Source organism: Frigoribacterium sp. VKM Ac-2530, assembly GCF_015350835.1.
GTDB lineage: Bacteria > Actinomycetota > Actinomycetes > Actinomycetales > Microbacteriaceae > Frigoribacterium.
This window is the reverse complement of sequence record NZ_JADKSE010000001.1, coordinates 843,028-864,700: the sequence shown is the minus strand read 5'-3', so window position 1 is coordinate 864,700 and position 21,673 is coordinate 843,028. Positions and strand designations below refer to the sequence as shown.

The 21,673-nt window shown below is 73.0% G+C and carries 16 protein-coding genes; 10 read left to right on the top strand and 6 right to left on the bottom strand.

All coding sequences use genetic code 11. From position 1 onward, the window contains the following. The first annotated feature begins 187 nt into the window (after nucleotides 1-187). Nucleotides 188-1,996, top strand: a complete 1,809-nt coding sequence (locus ITJ48_RS03915; protein ID WP_194612479.1) for a hypothetical protein — start codon at nucleotides 188-190, stop codon at nucleotides 1,994-1,996. Beyond that, entirely contained in the window at nucleotides 1,993-2,979 is a 987-nt protein-coding gene (locus ITJ48_RS03910) for a tetratricopeptide repeat protein (protein ID WP_194612478.1), read from the top strand. Before ITJ48_RS03915 ends, ITJ48_RS03910 begins: the two co-directional genes overlap by 4 nt. A gap of 85 nt (nucleotides 2,980-3,064) precedes the next feature. On the opposite strand, the gene glgB is transcribed toward ITJ48_RS03910, so the two are convergent. Together glgB and ITJ48_RS03900 are read right to left on the bottom strand one after the other, a co-directional pair. After that, nucleotides 3,065-5,704 (bottom strand): 1,4-alpha-glucan branching protein GlgB, encoded by a 2,640-nt coding sequence (gene glgB / locus ITJ48_RS03905; protein WP_228506198.1) that lies wholly within the window; start codon nucleotides 5,702-5,704, stop codon nucleotides 3,065-3,067. A gap of 14 nt (nucleotides 5,705-5,718) precedes the next feature. Then, the gene (locus ITJ48_RS03900; protein WP_194612477.1) at nucleotides 5,719-7,863 is read right to left on the bottom strand and encodes an alpha-1,4-glucan--maltose-1-phosphate maltosyltransferase; all 2,145 of its coding nucleotides are present in this window, start codon (nucleotides 7,861-7,863) and stop codon (nucleotides 5,719-5,721) included. Between the two features lie 214 nt (nucleotides 7,864-8,077). On the opposite strand from ITJ48_RS03900, the gene ITJ48_RS03895 reads away from it, so the two are divergent. From ITJ48_RS03895 to ITJ48_RS03880, 4 genes are read left to right on the top strand one after another with little or no spacing between them, the layout of a single operon-like run. After that, nucleotides 8,078-8,641: an alternate-type signal peptide domain-containing protein gene (locus tag ITJ48_RS03895; RefSeq protein ID WP_194612476.1), complete on the top strand. Its 564-nt coding sequence runs from the start codon at nucleotides 8,078-8,080 to the stop codon at nucleotides 8,639-8,641. Nucleotides 8,642-8,655: 14 nt separating this feature from the next. Continuing rightward, nucleotides 8,656-9,282 (top strand): hypothetical protein, encoded by a 627-nt coding sequence (locus ITJ48_RS03890; RefSeq protein ID WP_194612475.1) that lies wholly within the window; start codon nucleotides 8,656-8,658, stop codon nucleotides 9,280-9,282. Beyond that, nucleotides 9,279-10,199, top strand: coding sequence for a hypothetical protein (locus ITJ48_RS03885; RefSeq protein WP_194612474.1), 921 nt, complete (start codon nucleotides 9,279-9,281; stop codon nucleotides 10,197-10,199). Before ITJ48_RS03890 ends, ITJ48_RS03885 begins: the two co-directional genes overlap by 4 nt. A 41-nt stretch (nucleotides 10,200-10,240) precedes the next feature. Continuing rightward, entirely contained in the window at nucleotides 10,241-10,798 is a 558-nt protein-coding gene (locus tag ITJ48_RS03880) for a signal peptidase I (protein ID WP_370544766.1), read from the top strand. Between the two features lie 413 nt (nucleotides 10,799-11,211). Here the strand turns inward: ITJ48_RS03880 and ITJ48_RS03875 are convergent, their stop codons facing one another. After that, complete coding sequence (locus ITJ48_RS03875; RefSeq protein ID WP_194612472.1) at nucleotides 11,212-12,885, bottom strand: ABC transporter family substrate-binding protein; 1,674 nt, start codon at nucleotides 12,883-12,885, stop codon at nucleotides 11,212-11,214. Between the two features lie 217 nt (nucleotides 12,886-13,102). Between ITJ48_RS03875 and ITJ48_RS03870 the strand changes: the two genes are divergently transcribed. From ITJ48_RS03870 to ITJ48_RS03860, 3 genes are read left to right on the top strand one after another with little or no spacing between them, the layout of a single operon-like run. Continuing rightward, a complete protein-coding gene (locus ITJ48_RS03870; protein WP_194612471.1) occupies nucleotides 13,103-14,089 on the top strand; it encodes an ABC transporter permease in 987 nt (328 codons plus the stop codon). Nucleotides 14,090-14,100: 11 nt separating this feature from the next. Continuing rightward, complete coding sequence (locus ITJ48_RS03865; RefSeq protein WP_228506197.1) at nucleotides 14,101-15,165, top strand: ABC transporter permease; 1,065 nt, start codon at nucleotides 14,101-14,103, stop codon at nucleotides 15,163-15,165. Then, the gene (locus ITJ48_RS03860) at nucleotides 15,162-17,282 is read left to right on the top strand and encodes an ABC transporter ATP-binding protein (protein ID WP_194612470.1); all 2,121 of its coding nucleotides are present in this window, start codon (nucleotides 15,162-15,164) and stop codon (nucleotides 17,280-17,282) included. Before ITJ48_RS03865 ends, ITJ48_RS03860 begins: the two co-directional genes overlap by 4 nt. Nucleotides 17,283-17,368: 86 nt before the next feature. Here ITJ48_RS03860 and ITJ48_RS03855 read toward each other — a convergent pair whose 3' ends face one another. Genes ITJ48_RS03855 through glgX form a run of 3 tightly spaced genes read right to left on the bottom strand, consistent with a single transcriptional unit; the run spans nucleotide 17,369 to nucleotide 20,329 of the window. Next, nucleotides 17,369-17,731 (bottom strand): DUF1294 domain-containing protein, encoded by a 363-nt coding sequence (locus ITJ48_RS03855; protein WP_370544765.1) that lies wholly within the window; start codon nucleotides 17,729-17,731, stop codon nucleotides 17,369-17,371. Then, a complete protein-coding gene (ybaK, locus tag ITJ48_RS03850; protein ID WP_194612469.1) occupies nucleotides 17,724-18,263 on the bottom strand; it encodes a Cys-tRNA(Pro) deacylase in 540 nt (179 codons plus the stop codon). Before ybaK ends, ITJ48_RS03855 begins: the two co-directional genes overlap by 8 nt. After that, nucleotides 18,260-20,329, bottom strand: a complete 2,070-nt coding sequence (glgX, locus tag ITJ48_RS03845; RefSeq protein ID WP_194612468.1) for a glycogen debranching protein GlgX — start codon at nucleotides 20,327-20,329, stop codon at nucleotides 18,260-18,262. The genes ybaK and glgX overlap by 4 nt, the downstream gene beginning before the upstream one ends. 65 nt (nucleotides 20,330-20,394) lie before the next feature. Here glgX and ITJ48_RS03840 point away from each other — a divergent pair, with 65 nt between their 5' ends. Beyond that, nucleotides 20,395-21,561 (top strand): cysteine desulfurase family protein, encoded by a 1,167-nt coding sequence (locus tag ITJ48_RS03840; RefSeq protein ID WP_194612467.1) that lies wholly within the window; start codon nucleotides 20,395-20,397, stop codon nucleotides 21,559-21,561. Nucleotides 21,562-21,673 lie beyond the last annotated feature (112 nt).

The following is a 21,673-nucleotide window of genomic DNA, read 5'->3' as shown; positions in this document are numbered from 1 at the left end:
GCCGGAGGAGGGGGCGACGGTCCCCGAGGAAGGCCGGGGTGCGGCACTCAGGCTGGTCGGATACGCTGAGCCGTCTTAAATACCCGCCGCCGTGCCCGGCCTCCCGGCCAGGCCCGCGCGAGCTCCGTCGGCGTCTGCCGCGGCGCTCCCACCCGACCGGGATGGCGGCACGGAGGGAGAAAACAACGTGCGTTTCATCATCGCTGTCGTCGTCGTCGTGCTCGCGGCGCTGATGGTGGCCCTCGGGTTCGCCCAGCGCACGGTGTTCGCGCCTCCGTCGAGCGTCTCGTCCTCGGTGTCGACGAGCTCCTCCGAGGCGACCGTGACCGTCGTCCCCGCCAGTGCGCTGCACGGGCGTGAGGGACGTCAGGCAGTCTCGATCGACGGAGCCGACACGGTGTTCGCGGCCACCGGCCGCACCTCCGACGTGCTCGGCTGGGTCGGCGACGCCGACTACAACCTCGTCGAGTGGGACGCGGACGCGGGCGAGCTGACGACCCGCACGGTCGCCGGCGACGAGACGGCGGTGCCCGACCCGGCCGACTCCGACCTCTGGTACGACCAGTACAGCGGCAGCCCCCTGACCTTCTCCCTGGACGCGCCCGACGACGTGTCGCTCGTCGTCGTCTCCGACGGCACCGAGCCGGCGCCCGCGGACCTCGCGGTCACCTGGCCGCTCTCCCAGGCGACCCCCACCGCCGGCCCGCTGATCGTCGGCGGCCTCCTGACGCTGCTGATCGGCGTGCTCCTCTACATCTGGGCGATCGTCCACCACCGTCGGACCCGCGGCCCCCGCCGCACCTCGAGCGACGGCTCGCGCCCCAAGCTCTCCCGGCCGTCCCGCCGGCGCGCGCTCAAGGCGGGGACCCCCGAGTCGATCGACGCCTCGTCCTCGCCCGGCGCGCGTCGCGGCCGGACGCGGCGGTCGGTCGCCGTCGTGCCCGTCCTCCTCGTCGGCTCGCTGGCCCTCGCCGGCTGTTCCGCCGACTACTGGCCGGCGCCCGCGGAGGGCGCGGGTGCGAGCTCGTCCGCGACGGCGACCCCGACGGCCACCCCGACCGACGGCGCCGACGCCGAGGACGACGCCCCGAGCGTGCAGCCCCCGGTCGTGACGGTCGCCCAGGCCGAGCGGATCGTCGAGCGCGTCGCCGCGGTCGCGTCGCAGGCGGACGGCGCGCTCGACGCCGCGCTGGCCGAGACGCGGTTCACCGGTCCCGCGCTCCAGCAGCGCCAGGCCGACTACGTCATCCGGGCGAAGGACGCCGCGGCGGCCGGTCCCCTGGCCATCCCTGCCGGCGACGTGACCCTCACGCTGCCGCAGCAGTCGGACACCTGGCCACGCACCCTCTTCACGGTCGTCCAGGACGCGGACGCGACCAAGGCGCCCGTCGCCCTGACGCTGCTGCAGGAGACGGCTCGCGACCCCTACAAGGTCGAGTACGCCCAGTCGCTGGAGGCGCAGGCCACCCTGCCGACGGTCGCCCCCGCCACCATCGGGGCCGCGAGGCTGGCACCGGACGTCAAGCTCCTCACCCTGCGGCCCGACCAGCTCGCCGAGGCCTACGGCGACATCCTCCGCAACGGGGACGAGAGCCAGTGGGCACCACAGTTCCAGGGCGAGGGCGACACGCTGCGGGACAAGATCGGCAAGGCCTACAAGGACGCGAAGCGGACGGCCCTGCCGACCACCGCCTCCATCGAGTTCTCGTCCACCCCCGTCGAGGACGACGCGGTGGCCTTCGCGACGAACGACGCCGGGGCGCTCGTCTCGGTGGCGCTGAACGAGGTCGAGACGGTCAAGCCGACCGCCGAGGGCGCGAGCGTCGAGCCGCAGGGCGTCGTCAAGTCCCTGCTCGGCCTCGACACGTCCAAGAAGGGCATCGAGGCGACCTACGGTGTCCAGTTGTTGTTCCAGGTGCCTCCCGTGGGCAGCGACGACAAGATCGTCCTGCTCGGCTTCAGCCAGGCACTCATCCAAGCGAAGGAGCTGCCGTGACCGGCCTTCCCCCCGTCCCCGCCGGCCTCCGAGGGGCGGTCGACCTGTCGTCCCTCGTGAACCGGCCCGCACCGTCCGCAGCCGGCGCTCCCGCGCAGCCTGCGGCACCCGGCCAGCCCGCCGGCGCCCCGGCCGCCGCGGTCGCGGTCCCCGCGCTGGTCGTCGACGCGACCGACGCGACCTTCTCCCAGGTGCTCGAGCTGAGCAACACGGTCCCTGTGATCGTCGACCTCTGGGCGGAGTGGTGCGGGCCGTGCAAGCAGCTCTCGCCGGTCCTCGACAAGCTCGTGGCCGAGTACGCGGGCCGACTGCTGCTCGTCAAGGTCGACGTCGACGCGAACCCCCAGCTGACCGAGGCGTTCCAGGCGCAGTCGATCCCTGCGGTCGCCGCCGTCATCGGCGGTCGGCCCGTGCAGCTGTTCGTCGGCGCGCTGCCCGAGGCGCAGGTGCGCGACGTGTTCGAGCAGGTGCTCGAGCTGGCCGCGCAGAACGGCGTCACGGGGACGGCCGTGGTCGACGGCGCCGCCGTCTCCGCGGACGGCGAGACGCCCGAGCCTGAGCCCGAGCCCCTGCCGCCGCACCACCAGGACGCCTACGACGCCATCGATCGGGGCGACTACGACGCGGCGATCGCCGCCTACCGCACGGCCATCGCGCAGGACCCGCGCGACCAGCTCGCCGTCGCGGGCCTCGCCCAGGTATCGCTGATCGCGCGCCTGCAGGGCGTGACGATCGCCGACGTCCGCGGCGCGGCCGCCGCGGCGCCGACCGACGTCGACGCCCAGCTGGCCGTGGCCGACCTCGACGTCAGCGGCGGCCACGTCGACGACGCCTTCGACCGCGTGCTGACGGTCTTCCCGTCGCTCGACGCGGCCGGCAAGGACGCAGCCCGCACGCGCCTCCTCGACTACTTCGAGATCGTCGGCCTGGACGACCCCCGCGTCGCCGCCGCCCGGCGCCGGTTGACGATGCTGCTGTACTGAGACGCACGATGCACGAAGGGCCCCGACGACCTGGTCGTCGGGGCCCTTCGTGCACGTCGCCCCGGGGGAGGAGCGACGCGACTGCTCAGCGGCGGAGCTTCAGCCAGACGACGCCGAGCGGCGGCAGCTGGACGTCCGCGGAGGCGGGACGCCCGGCCCATGGGCTGTCGACGGCCGTGACGGCGCCGAAGTTGCCGACGCCCGAGCCGCCGTAGATCGTCGCGTCGGTGTTCAGCACCTCGTCCCACGTGCCGGCCTCCGGCAGGCCGAAGCGCATGCGCTGAGGCTGGCCGGAGAAGTTCGCCAGCACGGCGAGCGAGTCGCCCGAGCCCGACTTGCGGAGGAACGCGACCACGCTCTGCTCGCCCGCGCCGCCGTCGATCCACTCGAAGCCCTCGGTGTCGAAGTCGTGCGCCCAGAGCGCGCTCTCGGACTTGTACACCTGGTTCAGGCGGCTGACGAGGTCGAAGACCTGCTGGTGCTGCGGCCGGTCGAGCACCGACCAGTCGAGGCCGAGCTCCTGGCTCCACTCCGTCGGCTGGCCGAACTCGGAGCCCATGAAGAGCAGCTGCTTGCCGGGGTGCCCCCACATGTAGGCGAGGTACGCGCGGAGGTTCGCGCGCTTCTGCCAGTCGTCGCCGGGCATCTTCTCGAACAGCGAGCCCTTGCCGTACACGACCTCGTCGTGGCTGATCGGCAGCATGAAGTTCTCGCTCCACGCGTAGTGGAACGAGAAGGTGATCTCGCCGTGGTGGTACGAGCGGTACAACGGGTCCTTCTCGACGTAGTCGAGGGTGTCGTGCATCCAGCCCATGTTCCACTTGAGGCCGAAGCCGAGGCCGCCTTCGCTGGTGGGGCGCGAGACGCCCGGCCAGCTGGTCGACTCCTCGGCGATCATCACGATGCCGGGGTGGCGCCGGTAGGCCGTCGCGTTGGTCTCCTGCAGGAAGGAGATCGCCTCGGTGGCCTCGCGGCCGCCGTGCTCGTTCGGCAGCCACTCGCCGTCGTTCCGGCTGTAGTCGAGGTAGAGCATCGAGGCCACGGCGTCGACGCGGAGGCCGTCGACGTGGAACTCCTCGAACCAGTACAGCGCGTTCGCGACCAGGAAGTTCCGCACCTGCGAGTCGCCGAAGTTGAAGACGTAGGTGCCCCAGTCGGGCTGCTCGCCGCGGCGCGGGTCGGAGTGCTCGTAGACGCTGCGGCCGTCGAAGCGGCCGAGGGCCCACTCGTCCTTGGGGAAGTGGCCGGGCACCCAGTCGACGATGACGCCGATGCCGGCCTGGTGCAGCCGGTCGATCAGGTAGCGCAGGTCGTCGGGGGAGCCCCAGGTGCTCTGCGGCGCGTAGTAGCCCGTGACCTGGTAGCCCCACGAGCCGCCGAACGGGTGCTGGGCGAGCGGCATGAACTCGACGTGCGTGAAGCCGAGCGCGGTGACGTAGTCCACCAGCGGGTCGGCCAGCTCGCGGAACCCGAGGCCGGGCTTCCACGAGCCGACGTGCAGCTCGTAGACGCTCATCGGGCCGGCGTGCTGGTCGTTCGCCGCACGGCGCTCGAGCCAGGCGTCGTCGCCCCAGTCGTGTCCGGCCTCGGTGATGACGGAGGCGGTGGCCGGGGGCACCTCGGCGCGTCGTGCCATCGGGTCGGCCCGCTCGACCCACTCGCCGTCGGGCGTGAGGATCTGGTACTTGTACGAGCCCTGGTCGACGCCGGGCACGAACAGCTCCCACACGCCGTTGTCGTCGAGACGGCGCATCGCGTGGCGGTCGCCCCACCAGCCGTTCAGGTCGCCGACGACGCGGACCGCCTGCGCGTGCGGGGCCCAGACGGCGAAGGAGGTGCCGCGGACGCCCTCGTGCTCGCGCACGTGGCTGCCCAGCACGGTCCAGAGCTGCTCGTGACGGCCCTCGCCGAAGAGGTAGAGATCGAGGTCGCCGACGGTGGGGGAGAACCGGTACGAGTCGTCGGCGACCCAGGGGGCGCCTCCTTCGTACTCGGCCGTCACCTGGTAGCCGCCGAGCGGCTCCGGGGCGACGCCCTGCCACAGGCCGTGCGCGTGGTGCTCCAGGACGACGGCCTCGCCGGAGGCGCCGGCCACGCTGACGGAGCCGGCCAGCGGACGGACGACGCGCACGACCGTGACCCCGTCGACCGTGTGCTCGCCGAGGAGGGCGTGCGGGTGGGCGTGACGCCCCTCGGCCGCGGCCAGCACCTCGGCGTCGTCGAGGGCGGGGAGCTGCTGTGTCGAGGTCGCAGGCTCTCGGCGGACGTCGGGAGGCGTCGGGTCCTCGTGCGTCGCCGGACGCGCACCGGCCGGCTCGGCCGGCTCGGCCGGGGTCGCCGGTCCGAGGTCGAGGACGGGGCGCTCCTCGGTCGGGACCGGGGCGGGCACGGACGAGACGAGGAGGTGCTCGTCGGCCTCGGCCGGGTCGGACGGCTCGTCGGGGTCGTCCGCGGTGGACGGCTCGACGGGCTCGTCGCTCGTGGACAGCTCGTCGGGCTCGCCCCTCGTGGACAGCTCCTCGGCGGGGAGCGGGGGCTCCGCCGTGACGGGCGGGTCGTTCTCGTCGGGCACCGAGGTGACCGGCTCGGCGGCGACGGGCTCGGGAGCGACGGGCTGCGCAGCCGCGGCCTCGGGTGCGACCGGCTCAGCCGCGGCGGGCTCGGGCTGGACGGGCTCGCGACGGTCGTCGTCTCGGGAGGAGCCGTGGCGGGAGAAGATGCTCATGGTGGGTCGCCTTCCTACGGCGCTCGGGTGAGGTCGACGGACAGCACGTGCACGGGCTCGACGAAGGCGTCGAGGCGCACGTAGTTGTCGTCGCCCCAGGTCCACGACTGGCCGGTGATGAGGTCGCGAACCGTGTACGTGCCGCCGGGGGCGAGCCCGAACTTCGTCACGTCGAGGTGCACGGTGGTCTCGCGGGCCGAGTGGGGGTCGACGTTGGCGACGACGATGATCGCGTCGGCCCGGCCGCTGCGCGTGTGCGCCCGCGACAGGTACTTCGAGTAGACGAGGACGGCGTCGTCGTCGCTCGAGTGCAGGTCGAGGTTGCGGAGCTGGCGGAGGGCCGGGTGCGAGCTGCGGATGCGGTTGAGCTGGGTCAGGTAGGGGGCCAGGGTCGCGCCCTCTGCCTCCGCGCCGGCCCAGTCGCGCGGCTTGTACTCGTACTTCTCGTTGTCGATGTTCTCCTCGGAGCCCGGACGGGCGACGTCCTCGAAGAGCTCGTAGCCCGAGTACACGCCCCAAGTCGGCGACGCCGTCGCGGCGATCGCGGCCCGCACCTTGTACGCCGGGCGACCGCCGTACTGCAGGTAGGGGGTGAGGATGTCGTGGGTGTTGACGAACAGGTTCGGGCGCAGCCAGGCGCTCGTCTCCTTCGACAGCTCGTCGAGGTACTCCTCGAGCTCCCACTTCTCGTTGCGCCAGGTGAAGTACGTGTACGACTGGTGGAAGCCGACGCGGGCGAGCGCCTGCATCATGGCCGGCTTGGTGAACGCCTCGGAGAGGAACACCACCTCGGGGTTCGTCTGCCGCACCTCGTGCAGCAGCCACTCCCAGAAGCGGACCGGCTTCGTGTGCGGGTTGTCGACGCGGAAGATCGTGACGCCGAGCTCGATCCAGTGCCGCACGATGCGGAGCACCTCGCGGCTGACGCCCTCGTAGTCGTTGTCGAAGTTCAGGGGGTAGATGTCCTGGTACTTCTTCGGCGGGTTCTCGGCGTAGGCGATCGTGCCGTCGGGCAGCGTCGTGAACCACTCGGGGTGCTCGGTGACCCACGGGTGGTCGGGCGAGCACTGCAGGGCCAGGTCGAGCGCCAGCTCGAGGCCCGTGTTCTTGGCGGTGTCGACGAACCAGCGGAAGTCGGCGAGCGTGCCGAGGTCGGGGTGCACCGCGTCGTGGCCGCCGTCGGGCGAGCCGATCGCGTAGGGCGAGCCGGGGTCGTTCGGGCCGGCGGTCAGGGTGTTGTTCGGGCCCTTGCGGAACGTCGTGCCGATGGGGTGGACGGGCGGGATGTAGAGCACGTCGAAGCCCATCCGCGAGATCGCGGGGAGGCGGCGGGCCGCGGTGCGGAACGTGCCGCTCTTCCAGGTGCCGTCGGGCAGCTTCTTGGCGCCCTCGCTGCGGGGGAAGAACTCGTACCAGCTGCCGACCGCGGCGCGGGTGCGCTCGACGCGCAGCTCCTCCGGGGCGCTGCGCGTGACCAGGCTGGCCATCGGCTTGGCGGCGAAGACGGCGGCGAGGCGCGCGTCGGTCGCGACGCGGAGCCGCGAGCCGGGCGAGAGCGCCTCGTTGGCGAGGGCCTTCGCCGCGTCCCGCACGAGGGTCGTGTCGGGGTAGCCGGGGGCGGCGGCGGCGAGGAGGCGGCTGCCGAGCGCGAAGGTCACCTCGACGTCCAGCTCGGCCGGCACCTTGATCTCGGCGGTGTGCAGCCAGGTCGCCCAGTCGTCGGTGTACGCCTCGACCTGCCAGGTCCAGTCGCCCTCCGTCTCGAGCTGCACCTCCGTCGTCCAGCGGTCGGTGCCGGGCAGGCCCGCGACGAGCGGGTGCCGGGACTCGGACCCGGAGGGGTCGGTCAGGACCAGGTCGGCGCCGACGACGTCGTGCCCCTCGCGGAAGACCGTCGCGCCGAAGGGCACGACCTCTCCGGAGAAGGCCTTCGTCGGGAAGTCCCGGTCGGGGGTGGTCGGGGAGAGCGCCGTGACGGGGATCCGCCCGACTCTGGGTTCGTATGCTGTCGCCACGGTGGCGACGCTACCCGGTCTCGAGGCCCGGTGTCCCGCCTCCCTCGAGGACGGAGCGGCACGGCCTGGTCGAGCCGGAGGGTGGTCGGCGGGTGAGGACGGGTGCCCCTCGGATTGGGTGCATGTGGATGCATGGAAAACCATGTCCGCACTTCGGGGGACCCGGTAGCGTCGACCACGGCAGCAGGCCAGCCCGCCGCGGGCCCCGAACCCCGCGAGCTCGGCGCCCGCGGACGGCGTCGTCGGACCCGAACCCCACGACGCGGCACTGCCCCGACACACGTCGCCCCGGACCGGACGCGCTCGACGCGACCCCCGGGGAGTCGTTCGACGCGCCTGGGCGCGGACAGGACAGATCATGAACACCTTCGTCAAGAGCGCCGTCGCCGGTGCTGCCGGCGTCGCCCTCCTCCTCGGCGGCGCGGGCACCTTCGCCGTCTGGAACAGCACCGCCAGCGCCTCGGCGGGCGTGCTGCAGACGGGCCAGCTCAGCCTCTCCACGGTGGCCGGCTCCGGCCAGTGGAAGGACCTCCGGACCGGGTCGGTGCTGAGCGCCGCCGAGCTCTCGTCGTACCGGATGATCCCCGGCACGCAGCTCGAGTACACGGTGCCCGTCACGGTGACGGCCACGGGGACCGGGCTCAGGGCCGTCTTCTCGTACGACCTCGGCGCCACCTCGAGCACGCTCACCAGCGTCGTCCCTGCGCTCACCGTCCAGAAGAGCCGCACCGACGCAGGCCTGCCGACCGGCTTCGCCGCCGTCAGCGGCACGGCGAACTCCTTCTCCGTCACGCCGTCGGCGACGAGCACCGACGCCGTCGCACGACTCGGGATCACCGTGCCGACCGACGCCGACAACAGCACGCAGAACAAGACCCTCGACCTCAGCAAGGTGGTCTTCACGCTGACACAGGTCGAGTAGCCGGAAGTCCGACCGTGCCCCGTCGCCCGCGCCCGCGCCGCCGCGCCCGTCACGCCGCCCCGCGGCGCGGCGCGGCGCGGTCCGGCGTGCTGCGGCGCGTCTGGACGGGCACGGCGGTGCTGGGCGGGGCCGTCGTGCTCGGGCTCGCCGCCACCGGCGGGTCGTACGCGCTCTGGAGCTCGTCCGCCCCCGGGCGGACGATCGGGGTCGTGACCACCGGGACGGCCGCCCTCGCCGTCACGCAGCCCACCGGGCTCACGTCGACGGGTCTCCTGCCCGGCACGTCCGCCGTCGGCTCCTTCTCGCTCGCGAACCGCGGGGTCGTCCCGCTCGCGGCCACCATCATGACTGTGGGCGCACGCGCGATGTACGACGGCCCCGTGGCCGGCGCGTCGCTCGACGAGCTCCAGCTGCGGGTCGCGGCCCTGCCCGTCGGCGGGACGTGCGCGTCCGCGCTCTCCGGGGCCGCCGCCTCCCGCCTGGTCGGGTTCCGGGCAGCCGACGTGCTGCCGCGACTCGAGCCGGGCGCGTCCGCGACGATCTGCGTCGAGGTGCTGCTCGACGGGGACGCCCCGCAGTCCGTCCAGGGAGCGGTCGACACCTGGTCGGTGCGCGTCGTCGGCACCCAGGTGACGTCGTGACCCGACGCGGACCCCGGCGGGCGCTCGCACGTGCCGCCGCGCTCGTCGCCGTCGTCGTGGCTCTCGTCGGGGTCGGGACGGGCACGGGCTGGGCTCTCTGGACCGCCTCCGCCGACGCTCCCTCGCAGACGACGTTCGCGAAGGTCGACCTCGGGCTCGAGTCGTCCAGCCCGCGGGCCGTCGACTTCACGGCCCCGGGCCAGTCGGTCACGACGGCGATCACCGTGTTCAACGGCAGCACCGTGCCCGTCGACTACGAGCTCTCGGCGCGCGTCGGCACGACGGGGGCCGTGTCGGCCGACCTGGCGACGAGGATCGACGTGCGCGTCTGGCCGGCGAGCACCGCCTCCTGCACCTCGGCCGTGCCCGACGACGCGCGGTCGGGGACGTGGGCGGCTGCCACCGTCGCCGCGGGCAGCGCTCCCGCCTCCACGCGGGTGACCTGGTGCTGGCGGGCGACCACCACCGCGTCGGCGCCGGACGCGGCCACGGTGAACCCGCGCTTCGAGGTCGTCGGCGGGTCGCACGGCTGGACGGACGGGTGGTTCATCGAGGACTTCTACCAGAACACGCGGTACGCGTCCCCGGCCCCGGCGGCCAGGGCGCTCGGCTGCCGCACGGTCGACACGGGCGACGGGACGTCGTACGCGACCGTCTCGTGGGACGCGCCCCTCGACTCCGCGCAGTGGGGGCTGTTCGTCGGCGGCCGGCGGGTCGGCAACACCGTGTCGGGGCAGGCGCCGACGAAGCAGCACGACGTCACGCGCGACATGGTGCCCGCGTCGCTGGTGCCCGACGGCCGGGTCACGGTCGACGTGCGCTCGGTCGCGGGCGCCGAGCCGGGGCCGGTCGCGTGGACGGGGCCCGTCGTCGTGGGGCCCAACGCGCAGGGCCAGCGCCAGGTGTCGTGTCCGTGAGCGCGGAGGCCGGGAGGAGAGCCGGAGCCCGGACCGGCGCCGTGCCCGCCGCGGACCGAGGCGCCCGCGGCCTGCTCGGTGCACTCCTGCTCGGCCTCAGCATCGGCGCCCTGGGGCTCGTCGTCGCGCTGGCCGCCCTGCTGGTCGTCGTGCCCAAGGCCACGGGCTCGACGCCGCTCACCGTCCTGACGAGCTCGATGGAGCCGACCTTCCCCCCGGGCACGCTGCTCGTCGTCCGGCCCGTCGACACCGACCTGGTGGAGCCGGGCGACGTCCTGACCTACCAGATCGAGTCCGGCGAGGCGGCAGTCGTCACCCACCGGGTGGTCCAGGTCGTGTCGTCGTCCGACGGGATGCGCTCCTTCGTCCTGAGGGGCGACGCCAACGGCAGCGTCGACGCCGACCCGGTCATGCCCGTCCAGGTGAAGGGGGCCGTCTGGTACAGCCTCCCGCTCGTCGGCTGGGTAGCCCAGGCCGTGGACGGCGAGGGGCGCGGCTGGGTCGCCACGGCCGTCGGCGCGGCACTCTGCCTGTACTCGGTCGTGGCGCTCGCCGTCGGCGTGCGGCGCAGGAGGCGAGCGAGGCACGCGAGGCACTGACCCTCGTACTGGGTGGATGCGATCGCATCGAATTGTCTTGTCCGCCATCAGGGGGACGAGTACAGTCGGATCTGTCGACGCGGCCTGCCCGCCCGGGGTGCGATCCGCCCCGAGAGCCCGGCGCCCTCGACACGCTCGTCACGACGACGAGCACCGTCCTGCCGTCACCTCGGTCGATCGCCGTGGGTGCCGTCACGGGACGCTGTTGCAGCGCGCCCGGACCCGGCCCGAACCGGTCCGGTCGCCGGCAGCGGCCCCGGCTCGCCCTGCTCGCCGTGCCCCGCGCCGTCCCGAGCGCCCTCCGTGCCTCCGAGCCTCAGCAACACGCGCCGCCCAGCACCGAGCCCCGCCCGTCCCGCGCCGTGGCGCGGTCCGAGCGGGGCTCGTGGTCGTCCCGTCGGGGGCGGCCGGTGCTACTTCGTGAAGCCGACGATCGTCCAGTCGAGGTCCGACGCGCCGGCGCGGGCGCCGTAGTTGGCGAGCTTCGGGCTCTGCGCCGAGACGAGCGGCTGCTGGATGATCGGCATCGAGTGCCCGATCTCCCAGATCGCCTCGTCGGCCTGGTTGTACAGGTCGGCCGCGGTGTCGGGGTCGCCCTCGGCGACCGCCTCGTCGAGGAGCGAGCTGATCTTGTCGCTCGAGACGCGGCCATAGTTCTGGCCCTGCTCGTCCTGGTTGTAGATGCTGACGCCCGAGGCCTGGTAGCCGGTGCCCGCCCAGACGAAGATCGTCATGTCGTAGTTGCCGGGCGTGACGTTGTCCTCGAAGAAGGCGTCCGTGCCGACCGCGTTGATGTCGAGCTTGATGCCGACCGCGGTCAGCTGGCTCTGGATCACCTCGGCGAGCTGCTGCGACACCGGTGCCGACGAGGGGATGGTGATCGAGATGGCGAGCTGCTCGCCGTCCTTCGCACGGACGTCGCCGTCCATCTCCCAGCCCGCGTCGTCGAGGATCTTGCCGGCCTCCTCCACGTCGTAGTTGCCGGTCTCGCCCGCGTTGTCCTGGTACGCCCCGTCGGTGCTGAGGTACAGGTGGTTGTTCAGCGTCGACACCTCGTACGGCAGCGTGCCCGTGATGACCTTGCCGAGCGCGTCGCGGTCGACCGCGTGCTGGATCGCCTGGCGGACGGCCTCGTCGGCCAGGAGGCCCTTCGTGCTGAAGTCGACGTGGGTGTAGCGAGCCGAGGGGGCGGCGCGGAGCTCGCTGCCGTCGGCGTCCTTGACCCGGTCGTACCGGTCGGACGAGTTCGCGTAGACCTGGTCGATCTCGCCGTTGAGGTAGGCGTCGATGTCGGCGTCGCCGTCGAGGGCGCGGAAGATCACCGTGTCGAGCTTGGGGGCGTCGCCCCACCAGTTCTCGTCGGGCACCATCGTGACGGTCTGGGCCGTCTGGTCGATCTCGTCGATCTTGTACGGGCCGGCCGAGATCGGCACGGCGTCGACGTAGGCCGTGTTGAACGCGGTCGGGTCGTTGTAGATCTTGGCCGGGTACAGCGGCGCGAACATCGACTTCCAGTCGGAGAAGGGCTCCGAGTACGTCACGACGACCTGCTTGTCGCTCGTGCCGGGCTCGACGCTCGCCATGCGGTCGGGGCCGAGGGTGCTGCCGACGAGGTACTCGGCGTTCGTGCCCTTGAGGGCCGTCCACCAGGCCTGGAAGTCGGCCACCGTGATCGGGGTGCCGTCGTTCCACTGCGCGTCGGGGTTGATGTCGTAGGTGACGACGAGGGGGTCGTCGCTCGTGGCCTCGGCGCTCGTGACGAGGTCCTCGTCGATCTGCGGCACGCCTTCCTCGTCGATGCGGAACGGCTGCGGCAGGATCGCGCTCTCGATCAGCGCGGCGTCGACGAGCGCGCCGTCGAGCTGGCCGTAGTTCCACTGCGAGGGCAGCTGCGTGAGCGGCAGGGTGAGCGTGCCGCCCTGCTCGACGTCGCCGGCCGCGGTCGCGTTGATGTCGCCGGTGGGGGACAGCTCGCCGTTCTTGGGTGCTCCGTCGCCGTCCTGGCCGCCTCCGCCGCTGCACGCCGTGACGACGAGAGCGAGTGCGGCGAGGCCCGCGACGACGCCGGCCTTCTTCGTGTTCTTCATGGCACTCCGAACTAGATGGTGTGAAAAACGCCGGTCACCCCAGTGGTCCGAGGTGCTGTCCCGCCCGGTGATCGCGAGCCGGGGTCCCCCTCGTCCGGGACCGACGAGTGCCACGCTACGGATCCGTGCACTCGATGCGAACTTTTCCGCCACTTCGTTACACGCCTGAAACGTCACGGCACCGATGCCCTCCGGGGTACGTCTATGTTGTTCTTCCATGGCCCGCTATCTCGCGCGGCGGCTGGTGTACTACGTCGCTCTCGTCTTCATCGCCACGTCCCTGACGTACTTCCTGGCGTCGGCGACGTTCACCCCCCGGTCCGCCTACGCCGAGCGCAACCCGCGACCCACCGAGCAGGTGATCGACGCGAAGCTCGACTCGATCGGCGTCAACGACAAGGTCCCGGTCGTCGAGCGCTACGCCTCCTGGCTCGGCGGCGCGGTGACCGGAGACCTCGGCAGGACGATCCAGGACAAGCCGGTGGACACGGAGTTCTGGCCGCGTCTCGGGGTGAGCCTCCGCCTCCTGCTCGCGGGCTCCGTGATCGGCATCGTCCTCGCCATCGCCGTGGGCACCTGGAACGCCGTCCGCCAGTACAAGCTGTCGGACCGTGTGTCGGCGATCCTCTCGTTCGTGCTCATCTCGACGCCTGTGTTCCTGTCGGCGGTGCTGCTCAAGATCGGGGCCACGCAGCTCAACAGCGTGCTCGGGTTCCAGCTGATCAGCTTCACGGGCGAGGCCACGCCGGGGCTCGGGGGCGGCTTCGCGACCATCGTCGGCGACCGGGCCGTGCACCTCCTGCTGCCCACCATCTCGATCGCCGCCGGGCTCATCGCGATCTACAGCCGGTACCAGCGGTCGACGATGCTCGACGTGCTGCAGGCGGACTTCATCCGCACCGCCAGGGCCAAGGGCCTGAGGAGGCGCCCCGCCATCGTCAAGCACGGCCTGCGGACCGCGCTGATCCCGATGACGACGCTCTTCGCCTTCGCGTTCCTCGGCGTGCTGACCGGTGCGACGTTCACCGAGAAGATCTTCGGCTGGAACGGCCTCGGTGCCTGGTTCATCGACGCCGTGCAGGGCAACGACGTGAACGTCGTCGTGGCCTACACGCTCTACAGCGCCGTCGTCGTGCTCTTCGCCGGCTTCGTCAGCGACGTGCTGAACGCCGTCCTCGACCCGCGCGTGCGCAGCCAGAAGTAAGGGGAGCCACCATGACCAGGTTCAGTCCCGAGCTGCTCGACGGCGGCGCCGACGACGTCCTGCCAGCCACCCGTGAGGAGGCGGTGACCACCTCGCCGAACCGCTTCGTGCTCACGATGCGCCGGCTCTTCTCCAACCGGGGCGCTACCGTCGGCCTCGTCACCGTGCTGCTGCTGTTCGCCTTCGCGTTCCTCGGGCCGCTCGTCTCGCCGTGGGCGTACGACTACATCGACTACACGGCCCTGTCGTCGCCGCCGGACGGCGCGCACTGGTTCGGCACGAACAACATCGGGCAGGACGTCTTCGCGCAGACCGCCCGCGGCATGCAGAAGTCGCTGCTGATCGGCCTGCTCGTCGCCCTGTTCTCGACCGCGATCGCCGGGTTCCTCGGCGCGATGGCCGGCTACTTCGGCGGCTGGGTCGACCGGGTCGTCATGATCTTCGTCGACCTGCTGCTCGTGCTGCCGTCGTTCCTGATCATCGCGATCCTGTCGCCGCGCCTCAAGCAGTTCGGCTGGTTGATCCTCGTCGCGCTGCTCGCCCTGTTCGGCTGGATGATCACGGCCCGCGTCGTGCGCTCGCTCACCCTCAGCATCAAGGAGCGGGAGTTCATCCGCGCCGCCCGCTACATGGGCATCGGCCACTTCACGATCATCACGCGGCACATCCTGCCGAACGTCGCGTCGTTCCTCGTCATCGACGCGACCATCGCGATCGGCGCCGCCGTGCTCACCGAGTCGGGGCTGTCGTACTTCGGCTTCGGCGTGCAGCCGCCCGACGTCTCGCTCGGCACGCTCATCGCGCAGAACCAGAACGTGGCGACGACCAAGCCCTGGCTCTTCTTCTTCGCCGCGGGCGCGCTGATCGTCTTCGCCCTCGCGAGCAACCTGCTCGGCGACGGCCTCCGAGACGCGCTCGACCCCACCTCGACGGCAGGCCGCACCGGTCGCCGTCGTCGCCTGCGCGCGGGCGGCCGAGGACGAGGAGGCGCCGCCCCCGTCGGCCGTGCCGCCGCGCTGTCCGAGGACGCGCCCGCCGCGCCTGTCCCGACCCGACCCACGGGGGAGACCCGATGACCCTCGCCGATCCCGTCGTCCCGACCCGCGCCTCCTCGGCCCCGGTGCTCGAGGTGCGCGACCTGCACGTGACGTTCCCGACGCCGGACGGGCCCGTGCGGGCCGTCCGCGGCATCGACCTGACGCTGCGCCGGGGCGAGGTGCTCGGCATCGTCGGCGAGTCCGGCTCGGGCAAGTCCGTGACGAGCACGGCGATCCTCGGCCTGCTGCCGTCGACCGCCCAGGTGACCGGGTCGATCCGGCTCGACGGCGAGGAGCTGCTCGGCAAGGGCGACAAGGCCATGTCGGCCATCCGCGGCGCCCGCATCGCGATGGTGTTCCAGGACCCGCTGTCGGCCTTCACGCCCGTCTACACGGTGGGGCAGCAGATCGCCGAGACGGTGCTGATCCACCGCGGGGGCAGCAAGGCCGAGGCGCGCGCCCGGGCCGTCGAGCTGCTCGGCCTCGTGGGGATCCCCGAGCCGGAGCGGCGCGTCGACTCGTTCCCGCACGAGTTCTCGGGCGGCATGCGCCAGCGCGCGATGATCGCCATGGCGATCGCCAACGACCCCGACGTCATCCTCGCCGACGAGCCGACGACGGCCCTCGACGTGACGATCCAGGCACAGGTCATCTCGGTGCTGCGCACGGCCCAGCGCGAGACCGGGGCCGCCCTCGTCTTCGTCAGCCACGACCTCGGCGTCATCGCCGGCTTCGCCGACCGCATCGCCGTCATGTACGCGGGACGGGTCGTCGAGACGGCCACCGCGGAGGACCTCTTCGCCCACCCGCGCATGCCGTACACGGTCGGCCTGATCGGTGCGCTGCCGCGCCTCGACCAGCGGAGCGACCAGCCGCTCGTGCCGATCCCCGGCACGCCGCCGTCGCTGCTCTCGCTCGCCCCCGGCTGCCCCTTCGCCGCCCGCTGCCCGCTCGTGCGCGACGACTGCCGCGCGGTCGAGCCGGCCCTCGAGCAGGCGCCGTCGGTCGAGGCGGGCCACGCGGCCGCCTGCCTGCACTCGGACGAGCTCGTCGGCGAGGGCACGGAGCCCGAGGAGGTCTACGACCTGCCCGACGCGCCGCGGTCGGCCCTGTCGCGCGTCGCCCGTGACCAGCGCGAGCGCGTGCTGCACGTCGACGGGCTCGTGAAGACGTTCCCGATCACGAAGGGCGCGGTGTTCAAGCGCCGGGTCGGCACCGTCTGGGCCGTCGACGGCGTCGACCTCGACGTCCGCCGCGGCGAGACGCTCGGCCTCGTGGGGGAGTCGGGCTCCGGCAAGAGCACCACCCTGCACGAGATCATGGACCTGCGTCGGCCCGAGGCCGGCACCATCGAGCTGCTGGGGACCGACCTCTCGTCGGGCCGGCTCGACCGCTCGACCGTCGCGCGCCTCCGGAGCACCGTCTCGATGGTGTTCCAGGACCCGATGGCGAGCCTCGACCCCCGGCAGCCCGTGAGCGACATCGTCGCCGAGCCGCTGCGCGCGGCCGGGCGGTCGGCCGAGGAGATCGGGCGGCGGGTGCCCGAGCTGATGCGGCTCGTCGGCCTCGAGCCGGCCGCCGCGACCCGCTACCCGCACGAGTTCTCGGGCGGCCAGCGCCAGCGCATCTCGATCGCGCGGGCGCTCGCCGCCGACCCGGCGCTCGTCATCCTCGACGAGCCCGTCTCGGCCCTCGACGTGTCGATCCAGGCGGGCGTGCTCAACCTCCTCGCCGAGCTCAAGGCGACGCTCGACCTGTCGTACCTGTTCGTGTCGCACGACCTGGCGGTGATCCGCCACGTCGCCGACCGCGTCACCGTCATGTACCTCGGGCGGACGGTCGAGACCGGTCCTGTCGACGACGTCTTCGAGCACCCGCTGCACCCGTACACGCGGGCGCTGCTGTCGGCCGTGCCCGTGCCCGACCCGGTCGTCGAGCGGGCCCGCGAGCACATCCTGCTGCCGGGCGACCCGCCGAGCCCCACGGTGCAGCAGACCGGCTGCCGGTTCCGCAGCCGCTGCCCGCTGTTCGCGCTGCTGCCCGACGAGAAGAAGCGGGCGTGCGTCGAGGACGTCCCCGCGATGCTGCCGCACGGGCGCGAGGGAGAGGACCACACGGCCGCGTGCCACTGGGCCGAGGAGCCGGTGCCGGCGTAGGGGGCGGCAGGGCCCGTCGAGGCCGGCTCGGCGCCTCAGTGACTCGGTGGTCTGCGGTCTGCGGTCTGCCGTCGGTGGTCGGCGGCTCAGCCGCTCGAGAGGCGGACGACGAGCACCACGACCACGACGATCGCGAGGTTGAGCGCGACGGTCAGCCGGAACGAGGACTGGAACGACCGCTTGCGGGTCTTGTGCCGCAGCCGTCGCTGCGCCACGATCGCGCCCGGCCAGCCCCCGGTGAGGCCGAGCGTCAGCAGGGTGCGTTCGGGCACCCGACGGGCCCCGCGCCGCGCAGCCCGCTTGTCGAGGGCGTAGGCGAGCACGGTCACGCCGTTCAGCGCGACCAGCGCCCCGACGACCGCGACGACGGCCCAGGCGGTCGTCGGGTCGGCCAGGGTCGTCGGGTCGGTCAGAGCCGCCAGGTCGGTCACGGTCGTCGGGTCAGTCACGGGCGATCGGCAGGAGCCGCGCCCCGGTGGCGCGCACCAGGTCGTCGGGAGCGATCTCGAGGTCGAGCCCGCGCCTCCCGGCGCTGACGAAGACGGTGGCGAAGGAGGCGGCGCTCGCGTCGACGACGGTCGTCAGCGCCGTGCGCTGCCCCACCGGGCTGATGCCGCCGACGACGTAGCCCGTGCGCCGCTCGGCCACGGCGGGGTCGGCGAGCCGGGCCTTCTTCGCGCCGAGGGCGGCGGCGAGGGCCTTGAGGTCGAGGCGACGGGCGACGGGCACCACCGCGACGACGAGCTCGTCGTCGGCCGAGGCGACGAGCGTCTTGAAGACGCGGTCCTCCGACAGGCCCAGCTCGGCCGCCGCCTCCTCGCCGAAGTTCGTCGCGGTGTCGTGGTGCTCGTAGGCGTGGGCGGTGAAGGCGATGCCCGCCGCGGTCAGCGCGACGGTCGCCGGGGTGCCCGCGCCCCTGCCCGCCCCGGCGGCCTTGCCTGCGCCTGGGCCCGCACCCGACGGGGTGCGCCCGCCGCTCACGACACGGCCCGGAAGATCACGACCGTGGGGGCCGACACCAGCACCTCGTCGCCCGGCTCGAGGGGGTCCAGCTCGGCGGAGTCGTCGCTCGACCAGAGCGGCTCCCAGCCGACGACGCGCTCGGCGCGGGCGAGCGTGACGGCCGCCGCGGACTCGGCCCCGTGCACCAGCACGAGGACCGTGTTCGGCGCCTCGTGCTCGGGCGTCGACCGTGCCACGTACTGCAGGGTCCGGACGCGCGGGTCCTCCCACTCGTCCTGGCGCATCTCGGCGCCGGACGCGTCGGCCCAGGTGATGTCGTTCGCGCTGAGTGTGCAGGCGCCCTCGACGCCGAACCGCGTCGGGCGGAGCGCCGGGTTCTCCCGGCGGATCCGCGCGAGCGTCGCGACGTCGTCGTGGATGCCCTGCTGCCACGGCTGCGTCGCCCAGTCGACCCAGGTCAGCTCGCTGTCGGTGCAGTAGCCGTTGTTGTTGCCGCGCTGGGTGCGCCCGCGCTCGTCGCCGGCGGTGAGCATCGGCACGCCCGACGACACGAAGAGGGTGCCGAGCAGGTTCCGCATCGAGCGGCGTCGCGCGTCGCTGATCCAGGGGTTGTCGCTGTGCCCCTCGACGCCGTGGTTGAACGACCGGTTGTCGTCGGTGCCGTCGCGGTTCTGCTCGCCGTTGCTGAGGTTGTGCTTGGCGTCGTGCGAGACGAGGTCGAGCAGGGTGAAGCCGTCGTGGGCCGTGACGAAGTTCAGCCCGGCGAGCGGCCCGCGGTCGTGGCTGAAGACGTTGCTCGACCCGCTCAGCTTGGAGGCGAAGCTGCCGACGCCGGTGGGCGGCGTGCCCTGGGCGCGCGCGGTCGCCACGTCGGTCAGCCAGAAGTCGCGGGCCCGGTTGCGGAACCGGTCGTTCCACTCGATCCACCCGTCGGGGAAAGCGCCGGTCTGCCAGCCGCCGGCGCCGACGTCCCACGGCTCGGCGACCATCTTGACGCCCGCCAGGGCCGGGTCCGAGACGATGTCGTGCAGCAACGGGTGGGCCGGGTCGAAGACGTGGCCCGCGTCGCGGCCGAGCGTCGCCGCGAGGTCGAAGCGGAAGCCGTCGATCTGCATCTCGGTCGCCCAGTAGCGCAGCGAGTCCATCACGAGGCGGTGCGCGGCGGGGTGGCTCGTGTCGAGCGAGTTGCCGCAGCCGGTCACGTCGACGGGGCGGCCCTCGGCGTCGTGCCGGTAGTAGGCCCCGGCGTCGAGGCCGCGGAGGCTCGTGACGGGCCCGCCGTCCTCGCCCTCCTCGGCGGTGTGGTTGTAGACGACGTCGAGCCAGACCTCGATGCCCGCCTCGTGCAGGAGCCGCACCATGCCCTTGAACTCGCGGACGACGGCGGAGGCGCCGGCCAGCTGGGCGTCCCGGCTCGCGTAGGCGGCGTGCGGGGCGAAATACGACAGCGTGTTGTAGCCCCAGTAGTTCTCGATGCCCTGCGCGACGAGGCGCTGCTCGTCGACGTGCTGGTGCACCGGCAGCAGCTGGACCGCGGTGACCCCGAGCCCCTTGAGGTAGGCGATGGTCGTGTCGGCGGCCAGCCCCGCGTAGGTGCCGCGCAGCTCGTCGGGCACGAAGGGGGCGAGCCTCGTCAGGCCACGGACGTGCGCCTCGTAGACGACGACCCGGTCGAGCGGGGTGCGCGGCTTCTCGACGCCGCCCCAGTCGAACGACTCGTCGATCACGGTCGCGCGGTGCTCGCCGCGGCCCGTCCGGCCGAGGCCGCGCGCGTACGGGTCGAGCAGGGCGGGGAGTTCGCCGGCGGGGTGCTCGCCGCCGTCGGCACGGGCGGCGTCGCCCGCGGTCCCGTCGGCGTGGTCGGCCCCGTCGACGCGGAGCCAGTAGCGCCGGCCCGGCGTCAGCGCCGCGTCGGTCGCGGTCCACACGTCGTGCTCGTCGCGGGTCAGCGGGACGACCCGGTCGTGGGGCGCGTCGTCGATCACGACCGCGAGGCGCTCGGCCGACGACGAGAAGACGCGGAGCGTCGGCCCGTCCGGCCCCTGGCGCACTCCGAGGTCGGCGAGGGGGTCGATGTCGGGCACGGGACCTACAGTAGATGAGGGCCGAGACGGGCCCGCGAACCGACCGGCCGGCAGGAGGCGCCCCCATGGTCGTCTACCTCGACCACGCCGCGACGACGCCGATGCACCCGGCGGCCATCGCCGCCTACGCCGCGGCCCTCGGCACCGTCGGCAACCCCTCCTCGATCCACTCCGCGGGCCAGGGCGCCAAGCGCGTGCTGGAGGAGGCGAGGGAGCGCGTCGCCGCCTCCCTCGGCTGCGAGCCGATCGAGGTCGTCTTCACCTCGGGCGGCACCGAGTCCGTCAACCTCGGGGTCAAGGGCCTCTGGTGGGCGAGGCAGGCCGACCGGACTCGCCCGCGCCTCCTCGTCCCCGCCGGCGAGCACCACGCCACCGTCGACGCCGTCGAGTGGCTCGAACGGCACGACGGCGCCGTCGTGACCTGGCTGCCGCTCGACGAGCACGGCCGGCTGCGGGTCGACGCGCTCGCCGCGGCCCTCGACGAGCACGACGACGTCGCGCTGGTCAGCCTGCTCTGGGCCAACAACGAGGTCGGCACCCTGCAGCCCGTCGACGAGGTCGTGGCGCTCGCCGCCGCGCACGGGGTGCCGGTGCACTGCGACGCGGTGGCCGCGTACGGGCAGGTGCCGATCGACTTCCGCTCGACGGGCCTCGCCGCGCTCAGCGTCAGCGCCCACAAGATCGGCGGTCCGATCGGCATCGGCGCCCTCGCGCTCGCCCGCACGGCGACCGTCGAGCCCCTGATCCACGGGGGCGGCCAGCAGCGCCAGGTGCGCTCGGGCACCCAGGACGGCCCGGCCGCCGTCGCCTTCGCCGTCGCCGCCGAGCAGCAGCACCACGCGTACGAGCCGCTGCGCGACCGGCTGGTCGCGGGGGTCCAGGCCGCCGTCCCGTCGGCGGTGCTGCGGGGCGACCCGGTCGACCGCCTCCCCGGCAACGCGCACTTCACCTTCCCCGGGTGCGAGGGCGACTCGCTGCTGTTCCTCCTCGACGCCGCCGGCGTCGCCGTCTCGACCGGGTCCGCCTGCCAGGCGGGCATCCCGGAGGCGTCGCACGTCCTGCTCGCGATGGGCCTCTCCGACGAGGAGGCGCGGGGCGCGCTCCGCATGACGGTCGGCCACACGAGCACCGAGGCCGACGTCGACGCGCTGCTGGCGGCGCTGCCCGACGCGGTCGCCCGCGCGACCCGAGCCGGCTACGCCGCCCACGCGCCCGCGACCTTCGCCCGCTAGCGCCCGCGCTCGCGCCCGCGCCCGCCCGAGCCCACACACCCGTGTCAGATGCACGACTTGCCCCGATGCGCTGCCTCCCGAGTCTCAGCGCAGCAGAACGGGGCAACTCGAT

What these genes read in the sequence shown, in the direction of transcription:
- glgB (WP_228506198.1), bottom strand. Translation starts at nt 5,704, where the DNA reads ATGAGCATCTTCTCCCGCCACGGCTCCTCCCGAGACGACGACCGTCGC.
- ITJ48_RS03900 (WP_194612477.1), bottom strand. Translation starts at nt 7,863, where the DNA reads ATGGTTTTCCATGCATCCACATGCACCCAATCCGAGGGGCACCCGTCC.
- ITJ48_RS03895 (WP_194612476.1), top strand. Translation starts at nt 8,078, where the DNA reads ATGAACACCTTCGTCAAGAGCGCCGTCGCCGGTGCTGCCGGCGTCGCC.
- ITJ48_RS03875 (WP_194612472.1), bottom strand. Translation starts at nt 12,885, where the DNA reads ATGAAGAACACGAAGAAGGCCGGCGTCGTCGCGGGCCTCGCCGCACTC.
- ITJ48_RS03870 (WP_194612471.1), top strand. Translation starts at nt 13,103, where the DNA reads ATGGCCCGCTATCTCGCGCGGCGGCTGGTGTACTACGTCGCTCTCGTC.
- ITJ48_RS03865 (WP_228506197.1), top strand. Translation starts at nt 14,101, where the DNA reads ATGACCAGGTTCAGTCCCGAGCTGCTCGACGGCGGCGCCGACGACGTC.
- ITJ48_RS03860 (WP_194612470.1), top strand. Translation starts at nt 15,162, where the DNA reads ATGACCCTCGCCGATCCCGTCGTCCCGACCCGCGCCTCCTCGGCCCCG.
- ITJ48_RS03840 (WP_194612467.1), top strand. Translation starts at nt 20,395, where the DNA reads ATGGTCGTCTACCTCGACCACGCCGCGACGACGCCGATGCACCCGGCG.